Source organism: Sodalis sp. RH14 (assembly GCF_047324285.1).
Taxonomy (GTDB): Bacteria; Pseudomonadota; Gammaproteobacteria; order Enterobacterales; family Enterobacteriaceae; genus Acerihabitans.
The window spans coordinates 2,697,671-2,713,694 of sequence record NZ_CP178739.1 but is presented as its reverse complement, the minus strand read 5'-3'; the positions used below and the strand labels follow the sequence as shown (position 1 = coordinate 2,713,694).

14 protein-coding genes are annotated in these 16,024 nt (G+C 59.0%); 5 read left to right on the top strand and 9 right to left on the bottom strand.

What is annotated here, in order from left to right; genetic code table 11:
- Positions 1-47: 47 nt before the first annotated feature.
- Together ACL2XQ_RS12385 and ACL2XQ_RS12380 are read right to left on the bottom strand one after the other, a co-directional pair.
- A complete protein-coding gene (locus ACL2XQ_RS12385) occupies positions 48-1,589 on the bottom strand; it encodes an MFS transporter (RefSeq protein ID WP_413730350.1) in 1,542 nt (513 codons plus the stop codon).
- A 121-nt stretch (positions 1,590-1,710) separates the two neighbouring features.
- Positions 1,711-2,622, bottom strand: coding sequence for a LysR family transcriptional regulator (locus tag ACL2XQ_RS12380; RefSeq protein WP_413740425.1), 912 nt, complete (start codon positions 2,620-2,622; stop codon positions 1,711-1,713).
- Positions 2,623-2,821: 199 nt separating this feature from the next.
- On the opposite strand from ACL2XQ_RS12380, the gene ACL2XQ_RS12375 reads away from it, so the two are divergent.
- Positions 2,822-4,003, top strand: coding sequence for an epoxide hydrolase family protein (locus ACL2XQ_RS12375; RefSeq protein WP_410014806.1), 1,182 nt, complete (start codon positions 2,822-2,824; stop codon positions 4,001-4,003).
- Positions 4,004-4,094: 91 nt separating this feature from the next.
- Positions 4,095-4,745 carry a glutathione S-transferase family protein gene (locus ACL2XQ_RS12370; protein ID WP_410014805.1) on the top strand — a complete coding sequence of 217 codons (651 nt, stop codon included), beginning with the start codon at positions 4,095-4,097 and terminating at the stop codon, positions 4,743-4,745.
- A 129-nt stretch (positions 4,746-4,874) separates the two neighbouring features.
- On the opposite strand, the gene ACL2XQ_RS12365 is transcribed toward ACL2XQ_RS12370, so the two are convergent.
- Complete coding sequence (locus ACL2XQ_RS12365; protein ID WP_410014804.1) at positions 4,875-5,531, bottom strand: GntR family transcriptional regulator; 657 nt, start codon at positions 5,529-5,531, stop codon at positions 4,875-4,877.
- A 213-nt stretch (positions 5,532-5,744) separates the two neighbouring features.
- Positions 5,745-6,629 (bottom strand): transporter substrate-binding domain-containing protein, encoded by an 885-nt coding sequence (locus ACL2XQ_RS12360; RefSeq protein WP_413740424.1) that lies wholly within the window; start codon positions 6,627-6,629, stop codon positions 5,745-5,747.
- A 207-nt stretch (positions 6,630-6,836) separates the two neighbouring features.
- On the opposite strand from ACL2XQ_RS12360, the gene ACL2XQ_RS12355 reads away from it, so the two are divergent.
- Positions 6,837-8,273 (top strand): flavin monoamine oxidase family protein, encoded by a 1,437-nt coding sequence (locus ACL2XQ_RS12355; protein WP_413740423.1) that lies wholly within the window; start codon positions 6,837-6,839, stop codon positions 8,271-8,273.
- Positions 8,274-8,688: 415 nt separating this feature from the next.
- Here ACL2XQ_RS12355 and ACL2XQ_RS12350 read toward each other — a convergent pair whose 3' ends face one another.
- The 5 genes from ACL2XQ_RS12350 to ACL2XQ_RS12330 all read right to left on the bottom strand — a co-directional run bounded on the left by ACL2XQ_RS12350 (position 8,689) and on the right by ACL2XQ_RS12330 (position 14,134).
- Positions 8,689-9,669 carry a dihydrodipicolinate synthase family protein gene (locus ACL2XQ_RS12350; RefSeq protein ID WP_410014801.1) on the bottom strand — a complete coding sequence of 327 codons (981 nt, stop codon included), beginning with the start codon at positions 9,667-9,669 and terminating at the stop codon, positions 8,689-8,691.
- Between the two features lie 60 nt (positions 9,670-9,729).
- Positions 9,730-10,638 carry a dihydrodipicolinate synthase family protein gene (locus ACL2XQ_RS12345; RefSeq protein WP_410014800.1) on the bottom strand — a complete coding sequence of 303 codons (909 nt, stop codon included), beginning with the start codon at positions 10,636-10,638 and terminating at the stop codon, positions 9,730-9,732.
- 24 nt (positions 10,639-10,662) lie between these two features.
- Entirely contained in the window at positions 10,663-11,724 is a 1,062-nt protein-coding gene (locus tag ACL2XQ_RS12340; protein ID WP_410014799.1) for a proline racemase family protein, read from the bottom strand.
- On the bottom strand, positions 11,714-12,829 hold the full coding sequence (locus ACL2XQ_RS12335; RefSeq protein WP_410014798.1) for a mandelate racemase/muconate lactonizing enzyme family protein: 1,116 nt from the start codon (positions 12,827-12,829) through the stop codon (positions 11,714-11,716). Before ACL2XQ_RS12335 ends, ACL2XQ_RS12340 begins: the two co-directional genes overlap by 11 nt.
- Positions 12,830-12,913: 84 nt before the next feature.
- Entirely contained in the window at positions 12,914-14,134 is a 1,221-nt protein-coding gene (locus tag ACL2XQ_RS12330) for a D-arabinono-1,4-lactone oxidase (protein ID WP_413722978.1), read from the bottom strand.
- A gap of 141 nt (positions 14,135-14,275) precedes the next feature.
- On the opposite strand from ACL2XQ_RS12330, the gene ACL2XQ_RS12325 reads away from it, so the two are divergent.
- Positions 14,276-15,214, top strand: coding sequence for an amino acid ABC transporter permease (locus ACL2XQ_RS12325; RefSeq protein ID WP_410014796.1), 939 nt, complete (start codon positions 14,276-14,278; stop codon positions 15,212-15,214).
- Between the two features lie 2 nt (positions 15,215-15,216).
- On the top strand, positions 15,217-16,008 hold the full coding sequence (locus ACL2XQ_RS12320; RefSeq protein ID WP_413722979.1) for an amino acid ABC transporter ATP-binding protein: 792 nt from the start codon (positions 15,217-15,219) through the stop codon (positions 16,006-16,008).
- Positions 16,009-16,024: the final 16 nt, after the last annotated feature.

Genomic DNA, 16,024 nt, shown 5'->3' with positions numbered 1-16,024 from the left:
TTAAGAGCGGGAGTCGGGGCTAAAACCATGCAACCCGCGGCGGGCCGTTATTCCGTCAGCGTCCGATCCGGGCACGGCGTTCCCGCGTCCCGGGGAGAAAGCAGGATAAATACCGAGACCGCGGCGGCCAGGGTGACGGTCATCAATACATAGAGCAGCATGGTGAATGCGGTGTCATAGGCCATGGTCAGGGCGTCGCGTCCCAGAGGGGCGAGCATGCGCGTTGCCTGATCGAGGTTGCCGGTGGCGAGCTGGCGCGACGCCTCGACGAGAGGCTGATGTGCGCCATCGCCGGCGCCCGCCCGTGTCACCGCCAAGAACACAAAAGCCGATAGCAGCGCATTCACCATGGCCAAGGCGATACCTTCACTGGCCACCTTGGTGGTGTTGAAGATGCCACTGGCCATACCGGCCTGGTCCCGCGGCACGACGGTCACCGACAAGCCGTCCATCAGGCCCCAGGGAATGCCGGTCCCGAGGCCGATCACCAGCAGCGGGCCGGTCAACGCCAGCATTGAGCCGCCGGATCCGACCCGGCTCAGCCAGAACAACCCGCCGGCGGCGACGAACAGGCCTGCGCTTGCCAGCCAGCTTGCGGGTATCGTCCGGGCAAGGATGGCGGCGCCGGCGGGAACGATAAGCATGGGCGCGGAAAGCGCAAGCATCAGCAGACCGGTTTGTATTTCGCTGTAACCCTCCACGCCGATGAAACGCATGGGGAGCACGATAAGCAGGACGACATACGCATAGCAGGTTGCGATGGGCAGGATCTGAACGCCGACGAATCTTCCGTAGCGGAACAGGGAGAGTTCGAGCAGCGGTTGTTTAATGCGGGTCTCTATCGTTGCGAAGAGGACAAACGCAGCGATGGACAGGGCAAACGCGCCGAGCACGATCGCCGCGGACCAGCCGCGATCGGGCGCTTCGTTCAGCCCGAGCGTCAGGAAACCGAGCGCGGCGATAAAAGCCACGGCGCCGGCGCTGTCGAAGCGGGAACTGCCCGGATTGCGCGTTTCTTTCATCACGCCTTGGGCGATAACCAGGGCAATCACGTCCAGGATCGTGCCCGTCAGGAAGATTGAGCGCCAGCCGAAATGTTCTATCAGGCTGCCGGAAACGATCGGCCCCAGGGCAAGACCGATGCCAAACGTGGTACCGATCATACTGAACGCCCGGGTCTGCGCATGGCCGGTAAACTCCTGCGCCAGCGCGGCCGAGCCGCCGGCCAGGGCCGCGGCGGCCCCCGCCCCCTGTAGCGCGCGCAGCAGGTTCAGCGTAGTGATATCAGGTGCAAAATCGAGCGCAAGGGAGCCCATGGCGAACAGCGCGGCCCCGCCCATAAAAACGCGCTTCCTGCCGTAAACATCCGCCAGTGCGCCTGCGGGGAGCATAAAGCTGCCGAAGGTGAGCATAAAACTATTGGTGATCCAGTTAAGTTGGGCGGCGCTTGCCGAGAACTCAATCCCGATGGTATGCGTGGCCAGCGCCGCGCCGGTAAAGCTGAGCGGCAGGGCCAATGCCGCCAGGCAAACGGCAAACAGCACCAGCGGGCCGCTGCGGGCGTACGAAGACGCCGGGCTTGATGACATGATAAACACCTCGTATGAAAGGGACGATATTGTCCTTCACCGCGACGATAGGCGTTGTTGATTCGGGGATAAATACCGGCAGCGGCGCAGCTGTGTCTCCGGTGAGGAGACAATCACGCGCTTATTCCGCGGTCGCTGAACGCATAAGATCGGCCAGGTGATCGAGTACCACGCGCGTTTTCAGCGGCATTCGCCGGCCAAGGGGGAGAAGCGCATGCACCGGGGGTCCCGCAACGGATGCCGCCGGCAGCACCCGCCGCAGTTCGCCGCAGGCGACATAGGGGTCCCCGACGCGGTCAAAAACCTGCGCAATGCCAAGCCCGCCCCTGGCGGCATCCACCAGCGACCTGCCGTCGGACACAATGGCGCTGATATTGGGGGAAAATTCCCGCACGCGGCCCTCGTCAAAGATATGCCATTGTCTGAGCTTGCCGGAGGCAGAACGGAAAATAACCGCTTCGTGGCGCATCAGATCGCTGACGGAACGGATTGAGGGCCGGCCGTCGAGATAGGCCGGCGCGGCATACAGGCACAGGCGCAGGCCACAAAGTTTTCTCACGGTCATTTCACCGTCCGCCGGCAGTTCTCCCACCCGCACCACGATATCCCATCCTTCGCCCACGGCATCAGTGGCCTTATCGGTAAGTGAAATATCCAGGGTCACCAGGGGATAACGCGCACGAAGCGCGGGAAGCGAGGGAAGAATAAATCCGCCGAACCCCACGGGAATGTCCAGTCTGACCCGGCCGGCGGGATGGTCGCGGCGGGCGGCCAATGCCGTTTCCGCTTCGTGTAAACCGCCTAATGCCGCACGGGCCGCGTCAAGATAGGTATTGCCATCCTCGGTCAAGGTTACCGATCGGGTGGTTCGCTGAAAAAGCTTGGTCCCGAGGCGCGCCTCCAGGCGCTGCACCGCTTTACCCACGTTTGCCTTGCTGGTTCCCAGCTGTTCGGCCGCCCGGGTAAAGCTTGCATGCTGGGCCACGGCCACAAAGGCGGCGATATCCTGCAGTGAAGGAGAAGATTGCGTCATGATTGATCTTCCGGAAACGATAACGTCCTAAATTAGGGTATCGCCGTCGTTTAGTAAATGGTTATCCCAACGGCATTGTCGCTCCCGGAGCTACAGAGCGTCGCTTTTGTCGGCGTTTATTTCCCCGGCGCGGCCGGTTATGTTTTGCGTCATCGAAACGCCGCGCGTCTGCCGGCGATCGCCTTAACGGAGTCCTGTTATGCAAAACATCACTGAAAGCGAGCTGAACACTACCCTTTCGCCTTTCGTTATCAACATCCCCCAGCCAGTGCTGGACGACTTAAAGCGCCGCCTGGACGCGACCCGGTTTCCCGAACGGGAAACCGTACCCGATGCTTCCCAGGGGCCGCAGTTGGCGCGGGTCAGGGAACTCATCGAATACTGGCGCACGCAGTATGACTGGCGCCGCGTGGAGCAACGCCTGAACCGGTATCCCCAGTTCAAAACGGAAATCGATGGGCTCGGCATTCATTTCCTGCACGTCCGATCCCGTCACCCGCATGCGATACCGCTGATCATAACCCACGGCTGGCCGGGTTCGGTGCTGGAATTCCTGGATACCATCGACTTGCTGGTCGATCCCACTGCGCACGGCGGCCGGGCGGAAGATGCCTTCCATCTCGTTATTCCCTCCCTCCCCGGCTATGGCTTTTCAGACAAGCCGGCCGAGACCGGCTGGAACCGGGACCGTATCGCCAAAGCCTGGCATGAACTGATGCACAGGCTGGGCTACGCCGAATATGTGGCCCAGGGCGGCGATTGGGGCAGTCATATCACCATTGCAATGGCCCGGCTTGAACTCCCCGGCTTGCGCGCCATCCATACCAACCTGCCGCTGGTGGCGCCGAAAGAAAAGCCGGCGAACCCGACGCCTGATGAACAGCGAGTGTTTGATCAGCTTGACGCGTTCGCTCGGGATGGCTCCGGCTATTATTGGGAAATGGTCACGCGGCCCCAGACTATCGGCTATGCCCTGGCGGATTCCCCCGCCGGACAGTTAAGCTGGATTTACGAAAAATTCGAGTCTTGGTCGGACTGCGACGGCGACCCGGTGAGCGCCTTTGGTTACGATAAAATCCTCGACGATGTGACCTGGTACTGGGTAACCAACTCGGGCGCTTCTTCTGCGCGCATGTATGCCGAACATCCGCACCTGGATTTCTACTCGCTGCCGGTGCGGATCCCGGTCGGCGTATCGGTATTCCCGCGCGAGATCTGGACCGCGCCGCAATCCTGGGCGCAGCAAACCTATCCGAACCTTATCTATTGGAATAAAACGACGCGCGGCGGCCATTTCGCGGCGTTCGAACAGCCGCGGATCTTCGCGGATGAAATACGCGCGGCCTTTCGCAGCCTGCGCCCGGCGCACGCGCCCCGCTGAGCAAGACCGGGTTTTGCCTCACGGCCCGTTTATCCGGCACGCGGGCAACCCTATACATCCCATAACGCCGCAACTATCCTAGGATCACCCAATGAAACTGTATATCGCTGATAAAACCTGCTCTGAAGCCGTCCAGATTATCGCCAACGAACTCGGCCTCGAGCCTGAGCTTATTCACTTCGACGTGGTCGGCAAATCCACCTCGAACGGCGATGATTTTACCCAGCTCAATCCCATGCAATACGTTCCTCTGCTGGTTATCGATGAAGAAGAACATCATCCGATTTCCGAAACAATCGTGATTATTTCCTACCTCGCCGACCAGTATCCCGCGGCCGGACTGATCCCGTTACGCGGCACGCTTGAGCGCGTCAGGTACGACCAGCTCCTGGTGTTTATCGCCACCGAAATCGCCCAGAAACATATCCCGCTGATGCGCAAACTGATGACGGAACAAGGCATTGCCTGGACCAGCGGCAAAATCGCCGCGGCCTACAGCATCCTCGATGACCGTCTTGCCGACGGCCGCGCTTTTCTGACCGGCGAGACGATGACGGTGGCGGATGCCTATCTCTGGGCCACATTCTGGGGCGATCGCTCAGGGGTCGACATCAGCCACCTGAAAAACGTGGCGAGCTGGAAAGATCGGATGGACGCACGGCCATCGGTGCAAAAGGCGCTCAGCGACGAGAAACGCCTTGTCAGCGCGCACCGCGCCGCGCTGACCGCACCGGCGGAATAAGGCAAGAGACCCACTTCGCCGTGGTCCAGGCACGGCGTAACCCTTATATTCGCGCCGGCCCGCGGGCCACGAGCACGGCGCGGCGCGCCGGCGAATTACGAGGAAAGATAACCAGGGCGGCGGCGGAAATCAGCCCGCCCAGTCACTCATTAAATGGCTCAGATGATCAGTCATCAATTGAGTGGTTAATTCACCATCCCCGGATAACATGGCATCAAGGATAGGTTGATGCTCTTGCGCGGATTTTACCAGCCCGCCACTTTCACGCAGCGCCTTGAGACCATACTGACGGGACTGATCGCGCAGGTTTTCCACAATGGTCACCAAGGGTTCATTTTCGAGCAGCGACAGCAGGCCAAGATGGAACTGGCGATCCATTTCCAGATAACCCGCAATATTCCCTTCCTTGGCATACCCCACCATGTCGGAGGCAATATGTGAAAACTCCTCCCGGCGCGCTTCCACCCGCGGCCTGAGCCTAGCAAGTTTGGCCATCGACGGCACTTCAAGCAATAACCGCAGCTCATAGACGTTATGACGCTCTTTATCGCTGAAATGCACCACGCGAAAACCGCGATTACGCACCGTTTCCATCAATCCCTGGTTAACCAGCGTCAGCATGGCCTCGCGAACCGGGCTATTGGAAACGCCTAATTCTTCGGCCAAGGCCGAGGCGGAATAAATTTGGCCCGGCGCCAGATCGCCGGAAACCAGACGCAATTTCAAAATGGACAGCGCCTGATCGCGCAGATTGGCTTGCCGCAGTATAGGATGTTCCTGTTCCATATAAACCTCAGACTGACATCTTAGTAGTCGATAACATGCTACATTTTAGCCCGAATGAAGGTTCTACTCAATATAGATTCTATTTTCTTATGACCCGGCCGCTAAATTGTTGCTCACCCGTGGCGGTAACAGGGCGATGACATAACATTTCCTTATTATAATAAGTAATAGTTATCTGCCTAATCGTTAAACTTCCCATCCCTGGGAGCCACGTCAGAAACTGTATTTAGGCGGCGTTGACCCTTCCTGGTAAATTTCCGCGCTTTTGACGGCACCGAAGGCGGTATCGTTCTTTTCCAGGATCTTGGCGTATTCGCCGTTCTGAATCAAACGATCGTAGGCGGCTTTCAATGCTTGCAGCAATTGAGCCGAATTCGCGTTGCGCGCCACCGCCGTCGCGGTCGGTCCCCCGCCGATTTCACCCGAGGCGCTAAGTCCCGCATCGACGCGTATCGATTCCTGCGCCCCGCCGCGGTTAATCAACACGCCGTCGACCCGGCCGCTGTTAAGGGCCAGCACGGCATTATTAATGGATGGAAATGCGCTGACCACAGACGCCTTGTCCGTACATTTCAGCGCGGCGGAGTTGAGCGTGGCCAGCTCAGCGGAACCGGCCATGGCGCCGACTTTATGGCCGCAAATATCAGCCAGCGCCTTGGCCTGGAAAGGCTGGCCTTTTTTCACCAGGAAAGTGCTGTAATCCTGCCAGTTAGTCACAAAATCAGCGACTTTTAATCGTTCCGTCGTGACATAGAACTCGCCATAGGAGATATCGTATTTATTCGATTGCAAGCCGGCCAGCGCGGTGGCGAAAGGGATCAGGCGAATATCGGCCTTCAGACCCAATATGGCGGCAACCGATTGCGCGAGATCGACATCCATCCCCTTAAGCACGCCGCCTTCTTTATAAGCCAAGGGTTTTCCGGTGTCCGGAACGGCGATGCGCAGTTCGCCGGCGTCCTTTATCGATTGCGGCAGCTGTGCAGCCACGTCATCGGCCTTGGCAATCGCCTCCTGAGACCAGGCGCCGGCGGCGGGAAGCGCGCCTGCCGCCAGCGCGGCAATCAGGCACAAAAGTCGTGAATAATTGAATTTCATATAACTCTCCTGGGATGAATTAAGGGCGCGACGCGGGCTTGAACACTCACTGAACATTGACAATAGCGTGTTACACGTAATATATTACCCGTAACACTTAGCTGCTGCAAGCGCGATGTTTATCCCGCCGTCCGGGCCAGGGTCCTCCAGGAACATCCTCTGCGAGGCAAGTCAATTCAACACGTAAGCGATTGAGGTGAAATAAAAATGGTTAAACCGGAATTTGATGTTGTGATTATTGGCGGCGGCCCATCGGGCTTGTCGGCGGCCTGGGAGCTGAGGGACAAGAATATTCTGGTCCTGGAAAAATCGCATCGTCTTGGCGGACGTCTCTACTCGGTATCACGGGGAGACTATTGGCTGAATCTCGGCGGTCACTTGTTTCCACCGCCGGGATCGCATATGCGCAACATCCTTCATTCCATAGGCCTAGATATCATCAAGATCCCCGGCAATAAATTCGCGATTTATTGGGGCGGTAAAGTGTATAAGCCCAAAATGGTTTCCGCCCTGCCGCTGACCATGCCGATGACCCTGCGTGAGCGTTTCGCCCTGGCGACCAAAGGCATGCGGATTCTAAAGGCGGTGAAAGGCTGGCAAAAAGCGATGGCGCCGGTATATGGCGAAAGTAACCAGCGCCGCCGGGCGCGGGTCGCCAGCTATCTGTCGGATAAATCCTTTCGCGAATTTATGGGACCGCTGCCCAAACGGCTTGAAGCGCTTTTTCAATCTGCGGCCCGGCGCGCGGCGGCGGAAATGGAAGACCAGCACGCGGGGGTCGGCGTTTCGCTTTTTGGCGCCGTATGGGCCGGTAAAGGCGATGCCATGGCGCTTAATCTTAACGGGGGTTCAGGCCGTTTCGGCGAGGTGATGATGGAACTGCTGGGCGATCGCGTGCGCTATGACGCTACCGTGAAATCAGTGAGTAAAACCGGCGACCTGGTTACCGTGGTCTATGAAACCGACGGGCGTGAACATAGCGTAACCGCCGCGGAAGTGGTGGTGGCGGTGCCGGCTTACCAGGCATCGGACATGGTCCGCGATATACCCGATGATGTTCGCCAGACCCTTATAAGCGTTCAGTACGGTCCGTTCCCCACCATGGGAATCATCACCGACGAGCCGGGCCCGATGCCCTATGACGATATCTATGCCATCACCACGCCGGATGCCTCGTTTGACATGTTTTTCAATCATGCCAATCCGCTGAGAACCGGCCCGCGCAAACCGGGCGGCAGCCTGATGGTTTATTCCGGCGGTACCCCGGCGCGCGAAATGCTTAAGCTGACCGATGATGAGATTCGTGATCGTTATCTTGCCGATATCTATAAAATGTTCCCGCAATTGCAGGGGCATGTGAAGGAAACCATTGTGCAACGCTGGGTGCCCGGCAATACGTATCGCCCGGCCGGGTTCAATTTTGCCCCCATGCTCGCCTACTGCGAACGCAACGACGTCAATATCCATTTTGCGGGCGACTACTTTGCCGAAATCGGCAATATGGAGATCGCCACCGGCTCCGGCCACGAAGCGGCGCGGCGCGCCCGCGTGCACCTGATGAGCCAGGCGCAAAAAAAGACGCAGCTGAGCATCGTCGAACGGGACCGTATCGCCACCGCCGGGCAGGTGAAGGAAAATGTCTGAATAAAGCCGCGCTCCCGTTTCGCATCGGCATTATTGGGGCGGGCGTGGCGGCAGAACCCCTGCCCGCGAGTTAACGCGGGTCGAAGGTGCGGTCGTCTGCGCCGTTTTCTGCCGTGACATGGACAAAGGGGCGGCCTTGGCGGCCGCTTTTTCAATACCGCAGGCCTGTCACCGCCTGGACGCAGGGCCCTGCCCTCAGTGAGGCCGATCGGGCGCAGGCCACGGTCAAGGTGGTGGATGCGCTTCACCGCCCGGCCGCCACGCGCCGTCTGCCGCAAGCACTATAGCGCCCCGCATGCCGGCTCCCGGTTTCCCCTAAAGCCGGCCCCACGTCAGCGTAAATAATCCCGTGGCGCGCAAAAAAAAGCGTGGTTTTTACTGCCAACCACGCTTGAATAGAGCGATTGAACACAACCTAAGCGGCTCGTTCCATGCCGTTTTTATAGCGCTGTACCGCGCCCGGCAATTGGCTCCATTCGGTATACCATTGATTGAACAAGCGGAATTGCGCCTCCACGTAGCCGCGCTGACTGTCGGTAAGCGCGTCGGTCCGATTGAAATGCAGCGCGTACTCTTTATTCCCCTTCAGCACCATCATATATTTGAAGAACAGCACCAGATCCGGACCGGCATCGAATGACGACAGAATCGCCAGCGCCTGTTCAAGCTCCTGCGCCCGTTGGCGCGCGTCGCTATCACCGGCCGCCGCCGCCTGAGAAAGATGACACAGATGCAGCACTTCTTCGGGCAGCACGTTGCCAATGCCGGTGATGGCGCCGGTGGCGCCACAGTTGACGAAGCCATGCACTACGGCGGTATCGACGCCAATCATCAGCGTAACGTCATCGTCGCGGCTGGTGATATTCTCCGCGGCGTAACGCAGGTCATCCATGCCCCCGAACTCTTTAAAACCGACCAGGTTGGCATGTTCGCCGCGCAAGGCGAAAAACAGATCGGCGCGGGTGGCGAAACCATAATAGGGACTGTTATAGATAACCGCCGGCAGCTCCGGCGCGGCGGCAAGGATGGCTTTAAAGTGTTCTTTTTGCGCCGCGATCACCGAACCGCGCGATAGCACCCGCGGAATAACCATCAGGCCTTTGGCCCCAACGCTCTGCGCGTGGGCGGCATGGGCCACCGCAGCGGCGGTATTCACCGCGCCGGTGCCGACGATGACCGGAATGCCGGCCTGGGTCAGGCGCTCCACCCCTTCCATGCGCTGCGCGTCGGTCAGCAATGGCCAGTCGCCCATCGAACCGCAATAGACCACCGCCGACATACCCGCGCCGATCAATTCCTGCGCTTTACGCACCAGGGCATCAAAATCGGGCTGCCTGGCCTGTGTGCAAGGCGTCATCAACGCCGGGATCACCCCGGAAAATATATCTGCTTTCATACTACCTCTCCAATGATGGTTCTTAACGGACGGCGTAACGGGATTGCCGGTGCCGTTGGGTTACCGGCGCGCCGCGCCGGTCAGCAATGCCGGATCTATGGCGGAAATGGCCTGCCTGAGCGCCGCTTTCTGCACGGTGGAATAAGGCGGAATCGGCGCGCGCACCGGCCCGACGCTCAGCCCCAGGATTTCACAGGCGGCCTTGATGCCGCTGTTGTAGCGGCCCGCGCCTAGCAGGCGGATCAGCGGATACACTTGCCGCCAGAGATCCGCAACCGCCTGGTCGTCGCCGCTTTCGCTCGCGCGCTGTAATTTCACCAGCCCCGGCGCCATAAAATTGCCGGTGCCCATCACCATGCCGGGCGCTTTCAGCATCAGCGCGGGCAGCATCAGCACGTCTTCGCCGTTGAAAAAAGTGATTTCATCGGCATGATCCATCAGCAGCGCGCTCATTTGCATGATGTTGGCCGACGAATCCTTGACGTATTTGACCTGCGGTATCTCCCTGGCCAGTTTTAGCAGGAAATCCACGTCGAGATGCAGACCAGTGGCCGGGGGAAAGTTGTAAGCGCAAATGGGCAGGCTGGTGGCCGCGGCGACTTCGGCGTAATACGCGAACGCCTCATCAAAACCGATGGGCTCATAGTAGGGGGTCGCCAGCATGATGGCGGTGGCGCCCACGCTTTCGGCGTGCCTGGAAAATGCAATGGCTTCCCGGGACGAGGTTGCGCCGGTATGGGCCAGTACCGTGGCCTTGCCAGCCGCCTGCTCGGCCACGATCGCGACTAAACGTAATCTCTCCTGGTGGGAAAGGACAGAAAACTCGCCGGTACCGCCGGCAGGAACAAAACCATCGACGCCGTCAGCGATATTTTGGTCTACGAGCTTGCGTAGCGCCGCTTCATCGATACCTTCACCGTCAGCGGTGAACGGCGTAACAATAGCGGACAGTACTCCCTTAAGGATCATAAGCTGAATCTCCATTGATAAAAGTCAGAGGGGCGGAAAACCATCGGCGAGCTCGTCTTCCGAGTCCGCCGCAATAGTCAGAAAGCCGTTGATATAGGCACGCCCGGTCAGCGCCGGCGTAATAAACGTACGCGGGCCGGCGCCGCGCACCTGCGCAGCCGTTACCGTAAAAGTGGAACCGATAATGCTCTGCGTGGTGACGGTATCCTGCGGCCGGACCTTGCCTTCGGTGACCAGTTTGGCGAACAGCGCGCTGGTCCCGGTACCGCAAGGAGAACGGTCTATAACGCCCGGCGGCGCCACCACCACGATTTTCGCCCGCAGGTGTTGCGCGGGATCGCAGCGGTAAAACAATACCTGATAGACATCCAGCGCCGCGCCGGTAAGCGGATCGGTGACGCCTTCCCTGGTATAGGCCTCGCGCAGCAGCCGGGCCAGGCGGACAATTTCAGTGGCGTTGTCGCGATCGAGCGACAGGCCGATGCTCTCGGCGGCCACAGAAATATAATAATCGCCGCCATAAAGCAGCTCGACCTGAACCAGACGGCCTTCCAGCCGGCATTCCCCCCGGCCGACCACAAAAGATTCAACGTTGGTAAGCGTTACGGTCGTGAATTTTTCGCCCTCACGCCTGGCCGTCACGCCAACCGGCCCCGCTGGCGTGCGAATGCGAAATGACGTGCTGTCCGCGCGCTCGCGCCACAGATTGGGCAAAAGATTCAGCTCGACTATCACCGAGGCGAAGCCAATCATGCAGTGTCCGCACATCGGCGGGTACGAACCGGGTTCCAGGATCACCGCCCCGATATCGCAGCCATCTTCCTGCGACATAATCGGCACTACGGCACAGGTGAGCCCGCCGCCGCGCGGCTCGTGCACTAGACGGCGCCGCCAGTGGTCGGCCCGGTCGCGCAGCCAGCGCCGCGCGCCGTCAACGGTTGCCGCCTGCGCGGGCAAATCAATACCCGAGAGCACGATGCGCGTCGGATTGCCGCCGGTGTGCGAATCCACCGCGAATATCACCTGCCGATCCCGGCGGCTAAGCCAATCGATGGCGCTTTGCGGCAAGGCGCGGTTATCGGCCATGGTTTTCCACCCGGAACAGCGGCGCGCCTAATGACCGGGCATCAACGGCGATCCCTAGTCCGGGCGCGGTGGGCGCTTTGCCCCGTCCCCGCACGGAGCGCGGGGCATAACCGGCGACATGCTCAAGCGTCCAGTCGTTGAAAAAGGAGGCGTGCATCAGCGCATCCGCGCGGGTACTGGCGGCAACGTGCGCTACTGCGGCGGTGGTCACATCGCCGCCCCAGACATCCTCAATACAAACCGTCATGCCTAAATCCTGCGCCTGGTCACGCATACGCACCGCGCCGGTGATGCCGCCTACCCGCGCCAGCTTGATATTGACCGAGACTGCGCCCGCGTCGTATTTCGCCCGGTACAGCTCCGCGGCATTGATCACCGACTCGTCCATCACCAGCGGCAGCGAACTCATGCGCTGCACCAGCGCGCAATCGGCGGTATCGCGGCAGGGTTGCTCGATAAAAATATTCAGGCCGGCCAGTTCCCGCACCGCGATCGCCGCCGACTGCAGATTCCAGCCGCCGTTGGCGTCGGCGACGATCGTCACATCATCGCGACAGGCTTCCACGACGCTGCGGGTCCGCGCGGCATCATCGAAAGGATCGTTGCCCACTTTCAGTTGAAAACGGCTGATGCCCGCCTCCCCGCGCATGCGCACAAAGGCGGCCATGTCGCCGGGGGATGACAGGGGCACCGCTTCATATAAAGGAAAATCCGGCTGGGTCACGCCGCCCAGCAGCGTGGCGATCGGCAGGTTCGCCATTTTGCCCAACACATCCCAACAGGCTATATCGATGGCGCTTTTGGCGCTGTTTTGACCCAGCAGGCAGGCATTCATGCGTTGATGGATGACCGCCAGGTTGGTGGGGTCCAGCCCCAGCAGCGCGGGCGCCATAAGGCAAATTCCCGCGCGCGTCCCTTCGGCGAAATCCGGCAGATAGGTGCCGCCGAGGGTGCAGCTTTCCCCCCAGCCTTCCAGCCCCTCATTGGTAATAATCCGCACCAGCGTGGATGCCTGTCGCTGAGCGGCGCGGCCTTGGGACATCACGTATTCGCCATGGGCGTAGGTCAGTTGATAGCCGTAAACTTCAATTGCCGCGATCTTCATTGTGCTCTCACTTATAGTGATTGGTTATGGGTAATATATTACATTCAACGTTAAGTCTGTCAATGCGCTTTTTCAAACACGGCGTTATGCAAACAGCTCGGCAAAATGCGGATTCAAAAACAGATCGAGCGGGTCCATCTGCCGGCGAATTTGTATAAAACGCGAGTAATCGGGGTAAAGTTCGCTCACCCGCCGGCGGTCGAGAAAGTGCAGCTTGCCCCAGTGCGGCCGGGCCGAAAGCGGTCGCAAAGTCTGATCCACCGCCTGCAAGAAGGGAAAATAATTGCTGCCTATGGCGCCTGAAACGGAGATGGACGTGCTGTCACGGCCGCTCTGCGGCGAAATATAGCCGGTATCGGCTTTCTGCCAGCGGACCTGCAGCGGCGAGATCTCATGGGGAAATCCGCTGCGCATCAGATATTGCATGCGTTCGACCGCCTCCCGCGCATCGGCGGCGTCCACCATGTACTCCAGTTCATGGAATTGCGCATCGGTAGTGCCATCGGGATAGATGCGATACGCCCGATCCGTGCGCCGATTCATTGCGCCCTGAGGGAGGTCGGGTCCATCGGCGGACACTTCCCGCAGCAGTTTGACAAAGCAGTGATCGGCCGGCACCTCGCCCAGTTGGTACATCTGGGCGGAATGCGCGCTGGGCATCCACCAAAAAGAAAAATGCCGGTATGCGCCGAGCAGGTAATCCCACTGGCGCAGCACCTCCGACATGGGCAGAATGATATTTTCCTCTTTTAGCCGGTAGGCTGGGACCAGTTGTAAACCGACTCGCACCACCGGCCCGAGCAAACCGAGCGAAACCTGGCCTGCGCGCAGATAATCAGCGGTTTCACCATCGATATCCACCACCTCCCCGAGCCCATTGACGATACGCAGGCTGACCACCTTTGATGACAGCGACCCAAAAGCGGTGCCCGAACCTTTGGTGCCGGTGGCGACGGCGCCGGCGATGGATTGCACGTCGATATCCCCCTGGTTTTCAAGCGACAGTCCCGCGGACCACAGCGGTTCGCCGAGGGCGGCAATGGAGGAACCCGCCGCGACCTGCGCCTGTTGATGCCCCTTATCGATGGCGATGACGCCGCTCAGCGCGCTGAGATCGAGCAATAAACCACCCGTGCGAACGATAGGCGTAAATGAGTGGCCACTGCCGGCAACCCGCACAGGCTGTCCTTGGCTTACCGCCTGGCGAATGCCTGCGATTGCCTCCTCTTCGCTTGCCGGCCGGAAACAGTTGTCCACGGTGAAGGTTTGATTGCCACCCCAGTTGGTCCATTTGAATTGAGACATCGTCATCACTCCCATTTTTGCGCGATTGAACTTGACGGATAAAAACTAAACTAACATTATGTAAACGGCTACCGGTTATCGATTACCGTAAAGTCTCACATACATCCATAGCGAGTTTCAAGTATGTTTAGGGGAACGAAAGTGACACAGACACAATTGTTAAATCGGCAGGTAGTGGGAGACATCGGAGAACATCAGAGCATGCCCGTGGTGCCGTTGAAATATCATGGGCGGTGGATTGCGGCGGGACTTCTTATCATTGTGGCGGCGGGGTTGATCGTTTCACTTATCACCAATCCGCGTTATCAATGGCAGGTGGTTTCCCAATACCTTTTCGATGCTTCGATTCTCTCTGGCCTGATGGCAACCGTCTGGCTGACACTCGCCGCCATGAGCATCGGCGTGGTATTAGGTACGCTGCTCGCCCTGATGCGCATGTCAAAAAATCCGGTGCTCAACAGTATCTCCTTTATCTATTTATGGATGTTTCGCGGCACGCCGCTGCTGGTGCAACTGATATTTTGGTACAACCTGTCCGCGCTTTATCCGGAGATTACCATTGGTTTTCCGTTCGGGCCCAATCTAGGCACCTTTGACGCCAATCAGTACATTACGGTCTATGCCGCGGCGCTGCTTGGCCTGGGGCTGAATGAAGGAGCCTATATGTCCGAGATCGTGCGGGCGGGCTTGAATTCAGTGCCTGGCGGACAACGGGAAGCGGCGGAAGCGCTGGGCATGTCAAGCTTTCGCGTGATGGTGAAAATCATCCTGCCGCAGGCGATGCGCATTATCATTCCGCCAACCGGCAACCAGCTGATCGGCATGCTCAAGACCACTTCCCTCGTCAGCGTGATCGCCCTGCAGGAATTGCTCTACTCCGCGCAGCTCATCTATACCGCGAACTTCCAGACCATCCCGCTGCTGATTGTGGCCTCGCTATGGTATCTGGTGCTCACCTCTGTTCTTTGCGTGCTGCAGCACTATACCGAGAAGCATTTTTCCAAAAGCGATCATCATTCCCAGGCGCTGCCAGCGCCGGCGGACGAGAAACTTGACGATCACACAGTAAGGAATGCCTGACTATGCCTTTTTCCCCATCTTCCCCGCACGGACACCACTTTGCGGTAGTGGCGCGCGGCGTCGAGAAATCATATGGCCATCTGCCGGTGCTCAAGGGCATTGACCTGACCGTCGAATACGGCAACGTATGCTGCATCCTCGGACCTTCCGGATCGGGTAAAAGCACATTTCTACGCTGCATGAACCATCTTGAGCGTATTGAAAAGGGGTTATTGCAGGTCGGCGGCGAAACGGTCGGCTATCGCGAACACAACGGCAAGCTTTATGAGATGAAAAAGTCCGAAGTGGCCCGGCAACGGGCCGATATCGGCATGGTTTTCCAGAGCTTTAACCTGTTCCCCCATATGACGGTAATGGAAAACATCATTGAAGCGCCGATGCACGTCAAAAAAATCCGTAAATCACACGCCGTCGAACAGGCGATGGTGATGCTGTCCAAGGTGGGGCTGACCGGTAAGGCCAATGCCTATCCCCGTACGCTCTCCGGCGGCCAGCAGCAGCGCGTCGCCATTGCCCGCGCGCTGGCGATGAAGCCCAAATTGATGCTGTTTGACGAGCCGACCAGCGCCCTCGATCCCGAACTGGTCGGCGAAGTGCTGAGCGTCATGCGCGAACTGGCCGACGAGGGCATGACCATGATCGTCGTGACCCATGAGCTTGGTTTCGCCCGCGAAGTTTCCGACCAGGTGGTCTTCATGGACAACGGCGTGGTGGTAGAGCAAGGCAACCCGACTGAATTTTTCAGCCATACCAAAAATGAACGCGCCAAAGCCTTTCTTGGCAAAGTGCTATAACATCCCTTCTGGAGTG